15 protein-coding genes are annotated in these 18,440 nt (G+C 60.9%); 4 read left to right on the forward strand and 11 right to left on the reverse strand.

All coding sequences use genetic code 11. The annotated features are described in order from the left end of the window. Window positions 1-6: 6 nt before the first annotated feature. Window positions 7-1,161 (forward strand): glycoside hydrolase family 18 protein, encoded by a 1,155-nt coding sequence (locus NKF26_RS21515; protein WP_253228785.1) that lies wholly within the window; start codon window positions 7-9, stop codon window positions 1,159-1,161. A gap of 30 nt (window positions 1,162-1,191) precedes the next feature. Here NKF26_RS21515 and NKF26_RS21520 read toward each other — a convergent pair whose 3' ends face one another. The 5 genes from NKF26_RS21520 to NKF26_RS21540 form a co-directional block, all read right to left on the reverse strand. After that, the gene (locus NKF26_RS21520) at window positions 1,192-1,953 is read right to left on the reverse strand and encodes an IclR family transcriptional regulator (protein WP_253234868.1); all 762 of its coding nucleotides are present in this window, start codon (window positions 1,951-1,953) and stop codon (window positions 1,192-1,194) included. Window positions 1,954-2,268: 315 nt separating this feature from the next. Next, window positions 2,269-4,410, reverse strand: coding sequence for an ABC transporter ATP-binding protein (locus NKF26_RS21525; protein ID WP_253234869.1), 2,142 nt, complete (start codon window positions 4,408-4,410; stop codon window positions 2,269-2,271). Beyond that, window positions 4,407-5,294 carry an ABC transporter permease gene (locus NKF26_RS21530; protein WP_253228788.1) on the reverse strand — a complete coding sequence of 296 codons (888 nt, stop codon included), beginning with the start codon at window positions 5,292-5,294 and terminating at the stop codon, window positions 4,407-4,409. Before NKF26_RS21530 ends, NKF26_RS21525 begins: the two co-directional genes overlap by 4 nt. Beyond that, window positions 5,294-6,253: an ABC transporter permease gene (locus tag NKF26_RS21535; RefSeq protein ID WP_253228789.1), complete on the reverse strand. Its 960-nt coding sequence runs from the start codon at window positions 6,251-6,253 to the stop codon at window positions 5,294-5,296. Before NKF26_RS21535 ends, NKF26_RS21530 begins: the two co-directional genes overlap by 1 nt. Window positions 6,254-6,267: 14 nt before the next feature. Then, window positions 6,268-7,899 carry an ABC transporter substrate-binding protein gene (locus tag NKF26_RS21540; protein WP_253234870.1) on the reverse strand — a complete coding sequence of 544 codons (1,632 nt, stop codon included), beginning with the start codon at window positions 7,897-7,899 and terminating at the stop codon, window positions 6,268-6,270. A gap of 230 nt (window positions 7,900-8,129) precedes the next feature. Here NKF26_RS21540 and NKF26_RS21545 point away from each other — a divergent pair, with 230 nt between their 5' ends. The 3 genes from NKF26_RS21545 to NKF26_RS21555 all read left to right on the forward strand — a co-directional run bounded on the left by NKF26_RS21545 (window position 8,130) and on the right by NKF26_RS21555 (window position 11,861). Further along, the gene (locus NKF26_RS21545) at window positions 8,130-9,374 is read left to right on the forward strand and encodes a Zn-dependent hydrolase (RefSeq protein ID WP_253228791.1); all 1,245 of its coding nucleotides are present in this window, start codon (window positions 8,130-8,132) and stop codon (window positions 9,372-9,374) included. Between the two features lie 528 nt (window positions 9,375-9,902). Continuing rightward, on the forward strand, window positions 9,903-10,718 hold the full coding sequence (locus tag NKF26_RS21550; protein WP_253228792.1) for an IclR family transcriptional regulator: 816 nt from the start codon (window positions 9,903-9,905) through the stop codon (window positions 10,716-10,718). A 717-nt stretch (window positions 10,719-11,435) separates the two neighbouring features. Then, complete coding sequence (locus NKF26_RS21555; protein WP_253228793.1) at window positions 11,436-11,861, forward strand: OsmC family protein; 426 nt, start codon at window positions 11,436-11,438, stop codon at window positions 11,859-11,861. 18 nt (window positions 11,862-11,879) lie between these two features. Here NKF26_RS21555 and NKF26_RS21560 read toward each other — a convergent pair whose 3' ends face one another. The 6 genes from NKF26_RS21560 to NKF26_RS21585 all read right to left on the reverse strand — a co-directional run bounded on the left by NKF26_RS21560 (window position 11,880) and on the right by NKF26_RS21585 (window position 18,403). Further along, a complete protein-coding gene (locus tag NKF26_RS21560) occupies window positions 11,880-13,022 on the reverse strand; it encodes a PrpF domain-containing protein (protein WP_253228794.1) in 1,143 nt (380 codons plus the stop codon). Between the two features lie 36 nt (window positions 13,023-13,058). Then, window positions 13,059-14,567 carry a tripartite tricarboxylate transporter permease gene (locus NKF26_RS21565; protein WP_253228795.1) on the reverse strand — a complete coding sequence of 503 codons (1,509 nt, stop codon included), beginning with the start codon at window positions 14,565-14,567 and terminating at the stop codon, window positions 13,059-13,061. Continuing rightward, on the reverse strand, window positions 14,567-15,100 hold the full coding sequence (locus tag NKF26_RS21570; RefSeq protein ID WP_253228796.1) for a tripartite tricarboxylate transporter TctB family protein: 534 nt from the start codon (window positions 15,098-15,100) through the stop codon (window positions 14,567-14,569). Before NKF26_RS21570 ends, NKF26_RS21565 begins: the two co-directional genes overlap by 1 nt. Beyond that, window positions 15,097-16,515, reverse strand: coding sequence for an FAD-dependent tricarballylate dehydrogenase TcuA (gene tcuA, locus NKF26_RS21575; protein WP_253228797.1), 1,419 nt, complete (start codon window positions 16,513-16,515; stop codon window positions 15,097-15,099). The genes NKF26_RS21570 and tcuA overlap by 4 nt, the downstream gene beginning before the upstream one ends. Before the next feature lie 13 nt (window positions 16,516-16,528). Further along, entirely contained in the window at window positions 16,529-17,410 is an 882-nt protein-coding gene (locus NKF26_RS21580; RefSeq protein ID WP_253228798.1) for a tripartite tricarboxylate transporter substrate binding protein, read from the reverse strand. 222 nt (window positions 17,411-17,632) lie between these two features. Next, a complete protein-coding gene (locus tag NKF26_RS21585) occupies window positions 17,633-18,403 on the reverse strand; it encodes an IclR family transcriptional regulator (RefSeq protein ID WP_253228799.1) in 771 nt (256 codons plus the stop codon). Window positions 18,404-18,440 lie beyond the last annotated feature (37 nt).

An 18,440-nucleotide genomic window follows, 5' to 3' on the forward strand; every position in this document is an offset into this window, starting at 1 on the left:
TGAAATATGACGGGAGAAAAACGGAGGCACGATGGAATCGGACGGAAACTGACGACGAACGCGTCGAGGCGAACGTTCCTCAAGGGAACCGGTGCGATGGTCGTAGCAGATGGAATCGCCGCTAGCGGGGCTGAGGCGGCGAGTGGCGGCAATCGCGTCGTCGGGTACTATCCCTCGTATGCGGGGAGTTACACGCCTTCGGACGTTCCGTTCGACGAACTCACGCACTTGAACTTCGCCTTCCTCGACGTGGCGTCGGACGGGACGGTCAGCGTCGGTAGTTCGTCGGACGCGGACCTGCTGGACGAACTGGCGACGTACGACGACACGAACACGGTGTTCATGCTCTCCATCAGCGCCGGATGGTACTCGGGGACGTTCTCGGACGCCGCATCGACGGCGACGCGACGCCAGCGGTTCGCGAAGACGGCCGTCGACATCATGGAGGAGTACCAGTTCGACGGTCTCGACCTCGACTGGGAGTACCCGGACGGGTCGATTCGGTCCGCCGACCCGCACAACTTCTCGCTCCTCCTGAAGGCGTGTCGGGACGAACTCGACGCGCGATTCGGCCCGTGGACGCACCTCTCTATCGCGGCATCCCCGAACCCGAACATCGTGGACGACGCCTACGAGGTGGGAACTATCAGCGACTACCTGGATCACGTCAACGTCATGACCTACGACTACCACGGGGACTGGAGCAGCGAGACCAACTTCAACGCGCCGTTTTTGGCCCCGAAGTCGTCGTCGGATTTCGACGTCAAACACCACATGCAGTATTGGGCGGGGAAACCAATCGCGAAGGACAAACTCGTCATGGGAATGCCGTTCTACGGACGGTCGTATTCGGGCGTCGCATCGGACGACGACGGACTGTTCAACTCGTTCGAGTCCTCGAGTTCGGTGACATATTACGATATCAAACAGAACATCGAACCGCAGTCGGACTACGTGTATCACTGGCATTCGACCGCCCAGGTTCCGTGGCTCTATTCCGCGGCAGAAAACACGTTCGTCTCCTACGACGATGCGGCGTCGATCGGAAACAAATCGGAGTTCGTGAAGAACAACGGCTACGGTGGGACGATGTGTTGGGAGCTTTCGCAGGACACGAGCAATACTCTCGTCTCGACGATGGACGACAAGATGAACCCGTAGTCGGTTTTCGTTTCCGATTTGTGGTATCGTTTACGCATGTGCGAGTTTCAACTCGATGATGTTCTTCGCCCTGAGGAGGTCGTCGAGAAGCGAACCGTCGGGGTCGGCGTCGATCCTGCTCGCCGGACCTGAGACGCTGATGGCTCCGATGACTTGGCCGTTCTCGTTCTTGATGGCGACCGCCACGCATCTGATGCCGGGCACGCGTTCCTCGTCGTCGACCGCGCGTCCGTTCTCGCGGACGCGCTCCAGTTCGGTGCGGAGTTCCTCGCGGTCGGTGATCGTCTTCGGCGTTTCGGCGGGCAAGCCCAGTCGATCGAAGATCTCGTTTACCCTGCTTTCCGGGAGGTACGCGAGGATCACCTTTCCCAAGGCGGTCGCGTGGAGTGGGACGCGTTTTCCGGGATGAGTATCGAGCGGGATGGCGTCGCCGCCGCGTGCGTTGTAAATGTACACGCCGTGGCCGCCCTCCTCCACGAGCAAGTTCGCGGATTCTTCGGACTCGTCGGCCAGTTTGTCGATCTCCGACTTGGCGAGTTCGTACACCTTGCGCCGCGAGCGGGCGTACTCCCCGAAGTCGAGGAACTGGAGACTCACGTAGTAGGTGTTGTCGTCCCTGACGACGTAGCCTCGCTGCACGAGCGTCCGGAGGTGATTGTGGACCGTGCTGTCCGGGAGGTCGAGATGGGCGGAAACCTCGGTGAGACGGGCACCGTCGAGTTCGCGCAGGGTCTCGATGATGTCGAACGAACGCGCGGTCGTCCTCACGGGGGTCGGTGATTCTCGAGTCATTGCCCTCTACGCTTCTTCGTTTCCCGGAGGACCACTATATAATTTCCTTCGAAACGGGGTGTGCCCAATCGGTCTCCTCGATTTCCAGCGATGTTTTCGAACCCATCCTGACCGCTGACGACCTCCCCGACTCGAGATGATGAACCGGTTCCTAATAGCCCCTATTTAAGTCATTGAAGTTGTTTACGCGACAATGATAGAAACAGTCAGGGAAGAGTCATTTCTTTCGGCGATGGACCCGTCGGTACTCGACCGAAGACGATCGCATCGTGGGGACGGACCGAAAACGCGACTACAGAATGTGAACCGCTGTAGTTACTGGACCCGTTCGCCGGGATTCGATTCGACCGGTTCGCCGACTGACCGGCGTTCGCTCATCTCCTCGACCGACAGGAGACACGAAATCCGATGATCGGAACCGGGTTCCGTTTCCTCCAAGACGGGCTCAGTCTCCTCACAGACTTCCCCGATCTTCTTCGGACAGCGGGTCTGGAACGGACAGCCCGACGGTGGATTCAGCGGACTCGGAACGCTTCCTTCGAGCAGGATGCGGTTGCTCTTCCGTTCCGGGTCCGCGTGCGGCACCGCCGAGAGGAGGCTCTCGGTGTAGGGATGGAACGGGGCCGAGAAAACCTGTTCCACGGTGCCGACCTCGGCGACCTTTCCGAGATACATCACCACGATGCGGTCACAGATGTGTTGCACGACGCCGATGTTGTGCGAGATGAACAGGTACGAGAGACCGTACTCGGCTTGGATCTCGTTCAGCAGATTCAGTATCTGTGCCTGGACGGAAACGTCGAGCGCCGAAACCGGTTCGTCACAGACGATAAGCTTCGGTTCGACGGCGAGCGCGTGCGCGATGGCGATGCGCTGTTGTTGTCCGCCGGAGAACTGGTGGGGGTACTTGTGGATGGAATCCGGCGAGAGACCGACGCGCGTCAGCAACTCGCGCGTTCGCTCCCGCTTTTCCTTGCCGGTCGCGATGTCGTGTTTCTCCATCGCCCGCCCGATTATCTGCCCGACCGTCTTCCGCGGGTTGAGGGAGGATTGCGGGTCCTGGAAGATCATCTGCATCTCGCGGCGCAGGCTCCGGATTTCCGAACTCCCCATCTCGTGGATGGGTTCACCTTCGAAGTACACCTCACCGTCGGTGGGTTCGAGGAGCTTCAACGCGGTGCGTGCGACCGTCGATTTGCCACAACCGCTCTCGCCGACGAGACCCACCGTCTCGCCCTCATAGATGTCGAAATCGATGCCGTCGACGGCTTTGACGGCCTGTCGTTCGAGCGTCGGGAGGCCGCCGTCGGACCGCGAAAACGTGAGGTTACCCAAGAACCCGTCCCCGGCGGGGAAATGCTTCTTCAGGTTCTTCACCGCGAACAGCGGCTCGCCGCTTCGGTCGATTTGCTTCCGTTCGTGGCCCGATCCTTCGGCTTCGTACCCCTGACTCAGATCGAGGTCGTTCGCGTGGATGCACGCCGCACGCGACGTCGTCCCTTCGACCGGAGCGAGTTCGGGGTTCCCGCCGGTTCGACACGCCTCGGTCGCGTACGCACAGCGCGGCGCGAAGTTACATCCCTGCGGCAAGTCGGTGAGGTCCGGCATCGCCCCGTCGAGCGTCGGGAGTTCGTCGTACTGTACGTCCGCTTGGGGAATCGAATCGATCAAGCCGCGCGTGTACGGATGGCGCGGGTTCTCGAACAGGTCGTCGAGTTCCGCGGTCTCGACGAGGTTACCCGCGTACATCACCCCGACGTGATCGCACGTCTGGGCGACGACGCCGAGATTGTGCGTGATCATCAGGATGGCCATACCTTTCTCGTCCTGTAGGTCGTTCAGCAGGTCGAGGATCTTCGCCTGGGTCGTCACGTCGAGTGCCGTCGTCGGTTCGTCCGCGATGATCAGATCCGGCTTACAGGAGAGCCCGATGGCGATGAGGACACGCTGGCGCATCCCGCCGGAGAACTCGTGGGGATAATCGTCGAACCGCTCCGCCGCATCCGGAATCTCGACGTCCCGCATCACCTCGATGGCCTGCTCGCGCGCCGCCGGTCGGTCCTTGTCCTGGTGGTGCATGATCGTCTCCACGATCTGCTCGCCGACCGTGAGCACCGGGTTGAGCGACGACATCGGGTCCTGCGGAATGAGCGCGACCTTGTTCCCGCGAACAGCGCGCATCTTCTTCTCGGAGAGCGAGAGCAGGTCCTCGCCGTCGAAGAGAACTTCGCCACCGGTTATCTCGCCGGGCGTATCGATGAGTTGGAGCAGGGAACGGGCGGTGACGCTTTTTCCGGCACCGCTCTCCCCGACCAAGCCCATCGTCTCGCCCGCATCGAGGGCGAACGATACGTCGTTTGCGGCGACGACCGCCCCGTCCTCCGTGAGGAACTCCGTCCTGAGGTCGCGAACTTCGAGGAGGGGTTGCCGTCCGCCGTCCGTGTTTTCTCGGTTCATTCTATCGAATCCACCTTGGGGTCGAGAACGTCTCTGAGGCCGTCACCGAGCAGGTTGAACCCGATGACGGTGACGGCGATGGCGATACCGGGGAAGATGATGATCCACGGCGCGGTCTGCATGAAGCCGCTTCCATTGTTGATCATCAGCCCCCACGAGGGCGTCGGTGGCTGTGCACCGAGCCCCAAGAACGACAGGCTCGCCTCCGCGAGCATCGCGAAGGCGATGTTCAGCGACCCCTGCACGAGCAGCGGGGCCGAACAGTTCGGTAACACCTCGCTGAAGATTATGTAGGGGTTGCTCTCCCCGCGGGCGATGGCCGCCTCGACGTACGCCTCGTTTCGCTCGGACAACGTCGCGCTCCGGGCGACGCGGGCGATGTACGGCGTGTAAACGAACGCCAACGCGATGATGACGTTGTCGAGCTCCGGCCCGAGAACGACCAACAGGGTCAGTGCGAGGAGGATAGGCGGGAAGGACATCGCGGCGTCCATGAACCGCATCAGCAGTTCGTCGATGATCCCGCCGTAGAAACCGGAGACGAGTCCGATTATCGTCCCGATCAGGAGCGCGCCGGTGATGGCACCGAAGCCGACCTTCAGCGAGATACGGCTTCCCATCACGACGCGGCTGAAGATGTCCCGACCGAGGTCGTCGGTGCCGAACGGATGGTCGACCGACGGTGGCTGCGTTCGGTCGGAGATGGACGTCTTCTGGATCGAATACGGTGCGATGACCGGCGCGAAAATCGCGACCACGATGAGCGCGACCACGATAACGAGACCGATCATGGCCTTGGTGTTGTTCCTGAATTGCCGGGCGAACCGCTCGAACCGCTCCATCCGCGCGGAAGAAGTCGTCGAGTTCGACGTTGAGGTCGCCATTATTCACTCCCCCCGTAGCGAATCCGCGGATCGAAGTAGCCGTAGAGGATGTCCGCGGCGAGGTTCGAGAGCATGTACATCACCGCGACGACCAGGATACAACCCTGCAACAGCGGGATGTCGCGGCTCTGGATGGCGGTCAGCATCAGTTTGCCGATGCCCGGCCAGTAGAACACCTGTTCCAGCACGACGACGCCACCGAAGGCGTAGCTGAACTGAAACGCGATGACCGTGATGACCGGGATGATGGCGTTCCGAAGCGCGTGTTTGAGGACGATGACCCGCTGGGTCATGCCTTTGGACCGAGCCAGCTTGATGTACTCCTCCGACATCACTTCGAGCATCGACGACCGGGTCATCCGCATGATGTACGCGGTGAGTGCGAATCCCATCGCCGACGCCGGGAGGATGAGGTGGGTTAGCGTTCCCATTGGGTCCTCGCTCGGCGGGACGTATCCGCCGGTCGGGAGGACGTTCAGCCAGACGGCAAAGACGAGGATGAACACCAGTCCCCACAGGAAGATCGGAATCGACACACCGATGAAACCGAACATCGACGCCAACAGGTCCGGCATGTCGTTCTGTTTCACCGCGGCGATGACGCCGAGCGGCAGCGCCAGAACGACCGCGATGACTGTCGCTGCACCGGCGAGCAGGAGCGACCGCGGCAACTTCTCTGCGATGAGCGAGATGACGGGGTCGCCGAACCGAAGCGACGTCCCCATATCGCCCTGCAGAAGCCCGAGCACCCAGTCGATGTACTGGACGTACAGGGGCTTATCGAGGCCCATCTGGGCTTGCAGCGCGTGAATGGACTTGTCAGTCGCGTTCGGCCCGAGGATGAGCAACGCGACGTTTCCGGGCAGGATCGTCGTCACAACGAACGTTATCAGCGTCACGAACAGGAGGGTTAACACCATGAACCCCAACCGCCGCAGTAGATAATCAGACATCGACATGGTGTCCCTCCATCTTATTCGTCCAACCAGTTGTCTTCGAATCGGAGCGTCGAACCGTCGGCCGTTCCGATCTTCCCTTTGTACTTCTTCGAACCGGCGTACAGGTTCGCCTGCCACCAGAGCAGCAGGTGACCCGCGCGGTCCTCGTGGAAGATTTTGGTCGCTTTCTTGTACAGGTTAGCACGCTTGTCCTCGTCGTACATGTGCCGTGCCTTCTCGACCAGTTTGTTGTACTCGCTGTTGTTCCAACCGGTGAAGTAGAACGCTCCATCCGGGTGGAGGAACTTGTAGAACGAGACGTCCGGGTACGTCAGCGCGAGGTACGAACTGGTCGTCGCCTCGAAGTTCTGCTTGCTGTACACGTCCGACAGCCACGTGCTCCACGTGATCTTCTGGATGTTGAGGTTGATTCCGGCATCGGATGCCTGGTCTGAGATGACTTTCGCTCCCTGCACCTGCGTCGGGTAGGACTGCGGAATCTTGAACGAAACCGAGAAGCCGTCGGACATTCCCGCCTTCTTCAGGTGTTCCTTGGCCTTGTCGAGGTCGCGCGGACGCGGCTTGATGTCCTTGTCGACCCACGGACTGCCGGGTGCCGCAGGCGTCGCGGTCGTCTTACCGGTGCCGTACAGCGCTGCCTCGGCGATTTTCTCCTTGTCGAGCGCGTAATCGAGCGCGAGACGGGCGTGTTTGTTGTTGAACGGCTTCTTGTTGCAGTTCAACCCGAGGTAGACCAACGCCTTCGGGAACTGCTTCTCGAAGCGGACGGACGAGTCGTTTTTGAGCGACTCGACGTCCTTCGGCGGGACGCCGTTGATGAAGTCGTACTCACCCGCACGGAACGATTGAAGGCGCACGTCGGGGTCCTTGATCTCGCTCTTGACGATCTTGTCGAGGAACGGGCCGTTCTCGTCGCTGGTGTTCCAGTAGTCGTCGAACTTCGTCATCGTGAACGAGGTTTCGACCTCGCGACTGTCGTACTGGTACGGGCCCGTCCCGATGGGTGCATTGATCTTCTTCTTCTTCGCCTGTTTCTCGGGGACGATGTGCATCTCACCGGTCGACATCCGCGAGAGGAACGGCGCGAACGGTTCGGACAGTTGGACGACGAAGGTTTGATCGTCCGGGTTCTTCATCGAGTCCACGAAGTCGAAGAAGCCGGTGGCGAGATAATCGCCGTTGGCGATCCGATCGAAGGTGGCGAGCACGTCCTTGGACGTCATCTCGTCGCCGTTGTGGAACTTCACACCCTTTTCGAGCGTGAACTCCAGTTTGGTGTTGTCGTCGGACGTCGTCCACTTCTTCGCCAGATGGGGCTTGAGCGAGTAGTCCGGAGCCAACCGAATGAGCGGTTCGGTGATGTTTTCGAGCACGCGGTTGGTCGCGGCGGCACTTTCGAGGTGCGGGTCGAGTCCCTGAACCGGAACGGCACCGCCCCACTGGAGCGTTCCACCGGATTTCGGGCTTCCGTCGCCGCCTCCGCCACTGCCGTCCGACCCGCCGGAATCGTTCCCTCCGAGACATCCCGCGAGCGCGACCGGAACGCCGGCCGCCGTCGCGGCGAGGAATGCTCGGCGGTCGACGCGTCCGTTTCCGGCCGTGTCGCTATTTTCAACAACATCGCGGCTATTGCTATCGCTTGGCATAGAATATCGAACTCAGTTACCCGTCATAAATGTTGTGCATTACGCGGATATTTAGTTGAAACGTGAAAAAGGCGGACCGATATCGGTCTGGACGACGGTGGAAACGGCGTTGGAATTCGGAATCGTCCAGTCACGCACGATGAAGTAGGTGATAAATCACGAAATATATACGTTCGATATCAGTTTGGGAAACAATCAAATAGGAGGGTTGGACAACTCCCGGAAGAGGCATGCAAGTAAGCGAGGACCGACTGCGGAGTGATATCGAAACCAACGCGGCGTTCGGATCGGTCGCAGTCGAGAAGGGCCACAGTCGGACGGTCCTCACTGGAACGGAGGCGGATAGAAACGCACGAGAATACTTCTGCGAGCGGTTGCGGGACGCCGGACTCGCCGTTCGCATCGATCACGTCGGAAACATCGTCGGCCGGTGGACGCCCGAAAGCGCCGATCCGGACGCCGCACCGGTCGCCGCCGGGAGCCACCTCGATTCGGTGCCGGAAGGAGGCATCTTCGACGGTCCGCTCGGCGTGTACGCGGCGTTGGAGAGCGTCCGAGCGATGCAGGATTCGGGAATCGAACCGACCCGTCCGGTCGACGTCGTCTGTTTCACCGAGGAGGAGGGCCAACGGTTCGACGGCGGCCTGCTCGGTTCGGCGGTCGCCGCCGGGGAAATGGCTCCCGAGACGGCCCTCTCGTTGGAAGACGATGCGGGCGTGACCCTCGAATCCGCCCTCGACGACATCGGCTTTCGCGGGGATGGGCGGGTCGCGGCCGACGAGTGGAACGCGTGGCTAGAACTCCACATCGAACAGAGCGAGCGCCTCGAAGCGGCGGACGTTCCCGCAGGCGTCGTAACCACGATCACGGGACTCTCCCGCTGTGCCGTCGGGATTACCGGCGAGGCGAATCACGCAGGATCGACGCTCATGCCGGACCGGTCGGACGCGCTCGCTGCCAGCAGCGAGTTCGTTCTCGATATCGAAACGGCCGCGGACGTCGAAACGGATTCGGACACGGCAGTTGCCACCGTCGGTAAACTCGACGTGCGACCGAACGCGCCGAACGTCATCCCGGGACGTGTCGAACTGAGCCTCGACGTCCGCGACATCGAGCAGGAGTCCATCGAACACATCGTCGACCGCGCCAGAACGAGTCTCGATCGAATCGAGACCGAGCGCCCCGTGACCGCCGAGTTCGAGCGCCCGTGGAACCGCCACCCGGTACCGATGAGCGAGCGCTGTCGAACCGCCCTGTGTGCCGCCGGGGACGACGCGGGTATCGAAACGCTCGAACTGCACTCCGGCGCGGCCCACGACACCATGCACGTCGCGAACGTCACGGACGCTGGCTTGCTGTTTGCCCCGTCACGGGACGGGATTTCCCACAACCCGTTGGAGTGGACCGACTGGGACGATTGTGCCGCCGCGACGCAGGTGCTCGGCGGTGCGCTGAAGCGACTCGCCTGCGAATAGTCCCGTTCCAGTTCGTCGGACGAACGGTCCCGTACGTCACCGAGACGCGCATCGATACCGTGTTCAGGCGGTTTTTCTGTCGATTCACGGAGACAGTGGGAGCGCTATCCTCGTCATACCGGGCTATCGGACCGGACGAATCCGATAGCTGGAGAATTCGAATTCGACCGACACTCGAACAGTGGATTGCATCTATCGAGAACATCGGATGAATTCGCGACTGGCTATAGAGCGCCCATACGCCGTGAATTACGGGAATATCATTTGTCCGTTCGAAATACTGTAAAAAGATACGGTGTCGAAGCCTGAATGTCAAGAAATGGTTTGCACGTATGGAGAACAGTTGTGGACGAAGTCGAAACGGTCTATTCACCGGAAAACGGGCTATTCGAGGACTGAGGGAGGATATATAAGAAATTCAATCATTTCCAATATCGATAAAGGTCGTTTACTGCTATTGGTTTTGCTCGCCGGAAAACCCTGCACCATATACAAACACTATTACGGTTGGATTCGGTATCCTCTCACATGACCGATCGAACGGAAACGGGCTCGTCGCGCACGTTGAAAACGGTGACGCGAGCGTTCGACGTGATACAAGCGCTGGAGGAGTTGAACGGGGCGGGAGTGACGGAACTGGCGGAGCACCTCGATATGTCGAAAAGTGCCGTGTACAACCATCTCGCGACGCTTCGTGAGAACAAATTCGTCGTTCAGGAGGGAAGCACGTACTCGCTGTCGCTGCAGTTCCTCCTCCTCGGTGAGTACGTTCGTAATCAGAACAAGTTGTACAGTATCGGTAAAGAGGAGATAGAGAGCCTGGCCGACGAGACGGGGGAGTACGCCCATCTCGCGACCGAACAGCACGGGCTGAGTGTGAACCTCTACAAAGTCAGAGGGACGAAAGCGGTGGGGAGCAACTACCAGACGAGCAAACTACAGAAGCCGGATTATCTCCACTTCTCCGCGACCGGAAAGTCGATCCTCGCATCGCTCCCGACCGAGCGCGTGAACGGGATCATCGACCGCTACGGATTGGTTCGCAAGACGAAGAACACGATCACCGACCGCGAGGAACTGCTCGCGGAATTGGAGGAGATTCGAGAGCGCGGATACGCCTACAACGACGAGGAGGAGATAGAGGGACTCAAAGCGATCGGTGCACCCGTGTTGGACAGGGAGGATCGCGTTCTCGGAGCGGTCAGCGTTTCCGGCCCGACCAATCGAATGAACGAAGCGGAGTATCACGATACGATGGTCGAGAAAGTCACCAACGCGGCGAACGTCATCGAGGTGAACATCAACATGGCCGAGCAGGAATCCGACCATCCGAACTTCATCTGAGACGCGGACCGATTCCCGTTCTTGACCGATATTGCTACGAATACGGCCACGAAAAAAGCATGACATGATCTCCGTTACAAAATTAGGGGTGTAATGGGCTGTAATGGGTGGACGGTAAAACGGGTACGGCGGTGGAGACGGAGGTGGATACGGCCGTCGAAAACGATCCAATCCGACCAACTACGGAGATGTTTCTTTCACGAATCAGTCGGTAGCCGATGTCGATTAGCAGTAATTATCGAAGAATTTTGTTATCGGATTATATAGGAAACGATAGATCTTTCATCGATCGATCATAGGATGCTGTTTGGAATATCAGAGGACGGGGTAGTATCCGACACGGCGCGGATCGTGATGTGTATTCCGACCGGTCTCCGTCACGATATCTCCGGAGGACCGTTCCGACGTGACTGCGGTCGTTTCACCGATCGGTCGGGGTCGGATTTTCCAGTCTCGGATACAATCCCTTTCAGGTCGGAACGTATCCACGTAGGAAGGGTGTTGGCGAGGAACGGAATTTCCATCATACGTATTACTTTTCGGTCGAGCGTTCGTCGAGCTGATTTACCAAGTAGAATGGTAGGAAAGAGAGATGTCCAGGAGCTACCTCGACGTCCGTCGATATCACTACCACCGGGATGTGTATCGACGTGCCGCCCGCCGGTTACGTTCGCTGCCAATAGTACCATACGGTAGCTTCCCGTACCCGGTGATGAGATGGTTTCAAGACAAGCGGAGACGACATGGACCGGCGGCAAGGACGGCAGCGGCGACTTCGAGACCGAGAGCGGACAGATCGAGGGGACGTTCAAGTTCCCGACGCGTTTCGAGGACGAGGTGGGAACGAACCCCGAAGAGCTCATCGGCGCGGCCCACTCGGGCTGTTTCTCGATGCAGCTGACCGCGCTCCTCGAAGGCGAGGGGTACACGCCAGACAGCCTCGATACCGAGGCGGACGTTCACCTCGAAAGCGCCGACGGCGGCGGGTTCGAAATCCCGCGCATCGACCTGACGCTGGAGGCCGAGATTCCGGACATCGACGAGGCGACGTTCGACGACATCGCCACGGAAGCGAAGGAAACCTGCCCAGTCTCGAAAGCGCTGGCAGGGCCGGAGATCACGCTCGACGCGACGCTGAAGTAGTTCGCACCCTCAAATCGCTTATTTTTCGACCGGAGACGGCTCCGTTACCGTGTAGAACGCATCTCCTTCCATGAGCCGTCGTTGTGTTCGGGAGACGGTCACCGACCGCACGGTTTCCGCTTCGGCATCGACCGAGACGGTCATCGTCCCGCGTGGATGGCCGAGCGTCACGTCGGTATCGCTCACCGCCGCGGCTTCGTTCGGAATCGTGCCGGGGAGCAGTGCCGCGGCCGCCGTACACGCCGCCCCGGTCACGGCGTAGATCGGGTGGAGGTACTGCATGCTCATGATGCGTGCCGTGAGGTCGAGTCCGCACGCCTCCACGATTCCGTTTTTCGTGTCGTACGTTTTCGGCTCGGAGACGAACGCGAGTTTCGGATAGCCCGGCGATTCCGCCGCCGCGTCGGTGGGGTCGTCCACGAGGCCGAGTTCCGCACAGACGTGCGCCCGGATCCGCTCGATCCGTTCGAGGAGTTCGTCGTCGGTGTCGATTCGCTTCGGCCCTTCCGTCCCGTCGAGTCCGAGGTCACGCGCCCGTACGAACGCGACGGGCGTCGTCACGTCGAGTACCGTCGCTTCGATGTCCTCGAACGGGGTTTCGAGCGTTATCGTCGGTCCGCCGAGCGGGAACAGCGACCCGGTTTTCGATCCGCCGGGGTCGAGAAACGTCGTATCGACCCGTGCACCGGTTCCGGGGACGCCCTCGATGGAGAACTCCCCGGTCGAAACGGCACGCGATCCGTCCACCGGGAACGACTGTTCGAGGAACGTCCCCGTGTTCGTGTTGTAGAGCGAGAGCGACACGCGGCCGTCCTCGTCCGGTTCGGCGTGGATCAGTCCCTCGTCGTAGGCGAACGGCCCGATTCCGGTGGTCATGTTGCCGCAGTTGCCGCCGTAGTCGATGAGAGGTTCCGTGACGCCGACCTGTCCGAAGGTGTAATCCACGTCCACGTCGGGTCGCGAACTCGGCGAGACGATCATCAGCTTTGATGTCGTCGATGTCGCACCGCCGAGTCCGTCCACCTGCCGTGGCTCGTGGCTCCCGAACAGGGAAAGGATCGCATCGTCGTGGTTCTCCGCCGGAAGTTCGCCGCCGGAGATGAGGACGCCTTTGCTCGTACCGCCCCGTACTAACGCACAGTGAATTATCTCTTGCTGCATTATTTTCTATCCGTCAAAGGGTGAATTGATGTGGTGTTACTGGCTGGTTGCCCGTCGTTGCAGTTGCTCGAACAGCGGTCGCACGTACGGCCCGACGATGACGAGGATGGTCATCAGAACGAGCGCGATGCGGAGCGGGTTGGCGACGAAGATGCCGAAACTCCCGCCGCTCAGTTGGAGCGACCGATACAGGTTCTCCTCGGCGATCGGCCCGAGGATGAGTCCCAGGAGGAACGCCACGAGCGAATAGTCGTAGGCGTCCATGAGATACCCGACGAAGCCCATTACGAGCACCACGAACACGTCGATGTAGTTCGAGTGAAGCGAGTAGGCCCCCAGAATCGAGAGGCAGATGATGACCGGGATTATCAGGTCCGTGTTGACCGTCGTGATGTACCCCGCCCATCGGACGACGAGCAGGCCGAAGACGATGATGACGACGCTACAGATGACGAGCGTCGCGAAGATGGAGTACGTGAGCCCGATCTGTTGGTCGAACAGCGCCGGTCCGGGGCGCACTCCGTGAAGCATGAGCGCGCCGATGAGCACCGCGGTCGTCGTACTGCCCGGAATGCCGAACGTCAACGTCGGTATCAACGCGCCGCTGACCGTCGCGTTGTTCGCGGACTCCGTCGCGACGACGCCTTCCTCGGCACCGCTGCCGAACTCGTCCGGGTTCTTGCTCGACCGCTTCGCCTCTCCGTAGGCGATGAACGTCGAGACCGACCCGCCGGAACCGGGAATCGCCCCGACCAGCAGGCCGATGCTGGACGATTTGAGCAGGGTGACCGGTTTCGAGAGGACCTGCCTCACGCCGGACATCACGCTGCCGCTCACGTCCACGTCGCCGTCGCGGGAGATGCTCCCGTCGCGAAGGCTCAGTCGAAGCATTTCGGAGATGGCGAAGATGCCGATGAGCGCGGCGACGAAGTTGACGCCGTCGTACAGCCCGAGCATGCCGAACGTGTAGCGCTCCGAAATCGACATCGGCGCGACGCCGACGGTGGCGATGAGCGCGCCGAACCCGCCCGCCATCACGTCCTTCAGGAACGAACCGTCCGAGACGACGATGATGAGCGACAGGCCGAAGAGGGCGATGAGGAAGTACTCCGGCGTGCCGAACATCAGTACCAGCGACACCATCACCGGCATCAACAGGATGATGACGATGGAGCCGAAGAGGTCGCCCAATCCCGACGAGAGTGCCGATATCGTCAGCGCGTCGATGGCACGACCCTGTTTCGTCATCGGATAGCCTTCGAGCGTCGTCGCGGCGGCCGACGAGTCGCCGGGGACGTTGAACAGGATCGAGGAGATGCTGCCGCCGTACATCACGCCGTTGTAGATCCCCATCAGGAAGATGATGGCGGTCGTACTCGGCATTCCCAGCGTGAACGGCATCGTGATCGCGACGGTGAGCGCACCGCCGACGCCCGGCAGTGCCCCGCCGATGATGCCGATGAGGACGCCGAGCAGGACGAGCCCGATGTTCGGCCACGAGAGCACGATTTTCGTCGCGTGGACGAGAACCCCGAGATCCGCCATCAGAATCCCCCCGTCATGAGGTCGAGGTTCATGATGGTCATGAAGCCGTAGGCGACGGCGGTCATGGCGACCGTGAGCAGGGCCGTGCGCCAGAGCGGTTGTCGCTTGTACAGCAGGTACAGGAAGACGAACGGCGGTGTGGGCCAGAACAACCCGACGAAGAAGCCGCCGAGGACGTAGCCGATGACGAGGACGCCGAGGATGAGCATGGATTCGAGCGTCGTTTCACCCTCGTCCTCTTCCTCGGATTCGTCGTGGCCGCCGCTCAGGACGACCGCTTCGCTGCGCTCCACGCCGATATCCAACTGCGTCACCGCCAATCGGAGCGCGCCCGCGACGAGCACCGTCCCCGCGGTTAGTCGGGGGAAGAGTTGTGCGGACGACGAGAACTGCCCGGCGGTCACGAACATGTATCCGGCGACGACGACGAGGAACCAGAAGAACACCGGTCCGCCGTCGATCTCCCGAAGGAACTCCGCGACTGGCGTTGCCGGGTTGCGTTCGAAGGTTCCCGGTTGCTCCTCGTTGCTCATGATCGGATGTACCCGTCCGCCGATTCGGCCGCTATCTTGCCGTACACCGCCGCGTTCGTCTGTGCGGTCCCGCCCGGATAGTTGTCGTAGAACAACCCGCCGGTGCTGTTTCCGGCGGCGAACAGGCCCGGAATCGTCGTATCACGGGTGTCGATGACGGACGCGTCGGTGTCGGTCTTCACGCCGCCGAAGCTGAACGTGATGCCGCCGGTTACGGCGTAGGCGTAGTACGGCGGTTCGTCTATCGGAATCGCCCAGTTCGACTTTTCGAGCGCCAGGCCGTCCGTGCGGTTGCTGTCCAACACGTTCGGTTCGAACTCGTCCGGGTTACACGCGCCGTTGAACGCTCGAATCGTCTCGGCTCCGGCCGCGGGGTCGCCACAGCCGATTTCCGTGAGCAATTCCTCGAAGTCGTCGGCCCGGACCGGGTCGGACGGACCGGTCGCCCGCACCATGTCGTGGGCCTTCGAGTCGAGAACGATGTAGCCGACGTGGTTCGGTTGCTCGAAGATTTTCCGGCCGAACTTGGCGTAGGTGTGTGCCCTGGCGTCCTCGCCTTCGTCCACGAAGCGTTCGCCGTCGTCGTTGAGGATGACGCCGTACTGGTAGCCGTCGACGCGGTTCGCGCCGCCTTCGACGTCCGGCGACGCCGCGTCGATGAGCGCCATGTGTGCGCCGCCCCACTGACCGACGAGGTTCGCGCCCGCCGACTCGGCCATCATCAGCGCTTCCCCGGTGTTGTACCGACTGCCGCGGACGTTCATCTCGTCGTAGCCGGGGCCGTAGTAGCGGACCCGTTTCTCGTCGTTGGAGCCGTAATCGCCCGCCGCGAGAATGACCGCGTCAACGTCGAACTTGACCTGTCCGTCCGGCGTCCGTGCGCCGATGCCGTCGATTTCCCCGGTCGGTGCGCGGTGGAGCGCCGCTGCCTCCGTCTCGAACCAAAAGTCCGCACCAGCGTCCTCGGCGGCGGCGGTGAGCGTTTCGACGTACTCCTCGCCGTCGAACCACGTTCGGGCGGCGGTGTATCCCACCGCGAGTGGTTCCATTTGCCAATCGACGCCCGCCGCGGTCAGCCACTCGACGGTATCCCCGGCGTTCTCGACGAGGGTGGTGGTCAACGCCTCGTTGGCTTTCCCGCTCGTCTGGTTCATGATGTCGTCGTAGAAATCCTCCTCCGTGTAGTCATCCACGGCGAACTCGTAGCCGTACTCTTCGAGGTCGGTACCGACCGACGGCACGCGGAAAGATTCGCTAAAGCGGGTGTGGCCACCCTGTCGTTCCTCGGGTGCTTTTTCCAGCACCGCGACCGAACGTCCGAGTTCCGCGGCCCGAAGCCCGGCGACGAGTCCGGCGGTTCCGCTCCCCACTACGGCGACATCGTAATCGTGTGTCTCCGAATATTCCAAGTCCATATCTCTGTGTTAGTTATTCGCTCGCGATTTTCTGCAGGTCTACCTTCTTCGGAATCGTTTCGATGGAGTCGTTGAGGGCCTTCTTCGCCTTCTCGTGGCCGCCGAACTCCACGATGTTCCCGGTCTTCTTCGACCACTGCTGAACCGAGTCGTGTTTCAGCGCCGATTTCACGGCCTTTTCGACCTTGTCGCGCTTTTTCGTGTCCGTTCCTTTCGGGAGGAACATACAGCGGGTAAGCTGGCCGATGTAGTCGATGCTCGGCAGCCCCTCGTCCGAGGGGGACGGCGCGTCTTTGAACACGCTACTCCCCTCGCTCGAAAGGATGGCGATGGGTTCCAACTTGCCGGAGTCGACGGCGCTCATCGCCGCCGTGTCCGTCGTCGCCACGACCGGAACCTCGCCCGAGATGGCCGCTTTGATCGCCGGGCCACCGCCGTCGTAGCCGATGTACCGGTTGTACTTCAGATCGTACTCCGATTTCATCACGTTCGCCGCGACGTGGACGATGCCACCGCGAGCGAGCCCGGCGAATTTCGAGAGGTCACCGCTCCGGTACCGCTTCGCCAAATCCTTCATCCCCTCGATCTTGAGCTCCGGACGAGCGAAGACGGCGTACGGCGTCCGGGCGTACGTCGCCACCGGGACGAGGTTCGTGATGTCCCAACTCGGCTCGTGGACGAGGTAAGATATCGGCGTCGACGGGGGGTTGAAGCCGCCGAACGTGTAGCCGTCGGATTTCGATTTCAGCAGTTCGCCGGTACCCTTCAGCGACGCGGCACCGGGGACGTTCTCGATGGCGACGCTGACGTCGAGTTCGTTGCCGATTTCGGGGACGACCTTGCGTGCGTAGGTGTCCGTCCCGCCGCCCTGACTGAACGGGACGATGTAGTGCATATCCTCACTCGGATACGAGCCACCACTGTCACCTGTACATCCTGCCAAAAGGGCACTACTCGCTGCCGCTCCCGCCAAGAAGTTCCGCCGTGAGATGGGGTGCTTGTTACCAGTCATCAACAGGCACGGCAATCCCGAACTAATATTTAATAATTACGTTCCACTACCCAAGGAGTCGGCGAAATGGGAGTTCGAATATTGTAAAACGACGATCCGTGCCGATTACTGGTATTTGAGATCCAGTTCGATTTCGTTCGTGACGCCGAGGACGAGGTTGGGAATCTCGTCCTCGAACCACTCGCCCGTCAAGCGGTGTGCGGGACCGGAAAAACTGATCGCCCCGATGGCTTCGTCCCCGTCCACCTGTATCGGCGCGCCGACCGCTCGAAGGCCGTCGATGGACTCCTGTTCGCTCGTCGCGTACCCGACGTCCCGAATGGATCGGAGTTCCTCGAACAGCGCCTCGCGGGTCGTCACCGTCTGCTGGGTGTAGACGGGGAGTCCCCAACGGTCGAGGATGGCATCGACGCGTTCCTCCGGAAGGGTGGCGAGTATCGCCTTGCCCGCCGAGCTCGCGTGGAGGTGAATCTTCTTTCCGATGTGCGCATCGACGTGAACCGCGTTCTCCCCGATGGACGTGTGGATGTAGTAGCCACGGCCGTTTTCCTCGACGATGAACTGGACACGCTCGCCGGTCTGTTCGGCCAGGTCGTCCAGTTTTCCGATGATGAAGTCGTACTCGCGTTTTCGTTTGCGAGCGTGGCCACCCTTGTTCAGAAACTCTAGCCCGACGTGATACGTCCCGTCTTCGAAGGTGAGGTAGCCGCGGTTTTCGAGGGTTTTCACGTAGCCATGAATCGTGCTCTGTGCGAGGTCGAACTCCCGAGCGAGTTCCCCGATGTCCGCGCCGTCTAGCCGTTGAATCGCGTCGACGATGTCGACGGCGGTCTCGACGGTCTTCAGCGGACGACTCGGGGGGGAATCACCCACCATGGAGAATAGCTACCAAGGGTGACTATTTACGTTTTGT

The sequence above is a fragment of the Haladaptatus sp. AB618 genome (genome assembly GCF_024136965.1).
GTDB lineage: Archaea > Halobacteriota > Halobacteria > Halobacteriales > Haladaptataceae > Haladaptatus.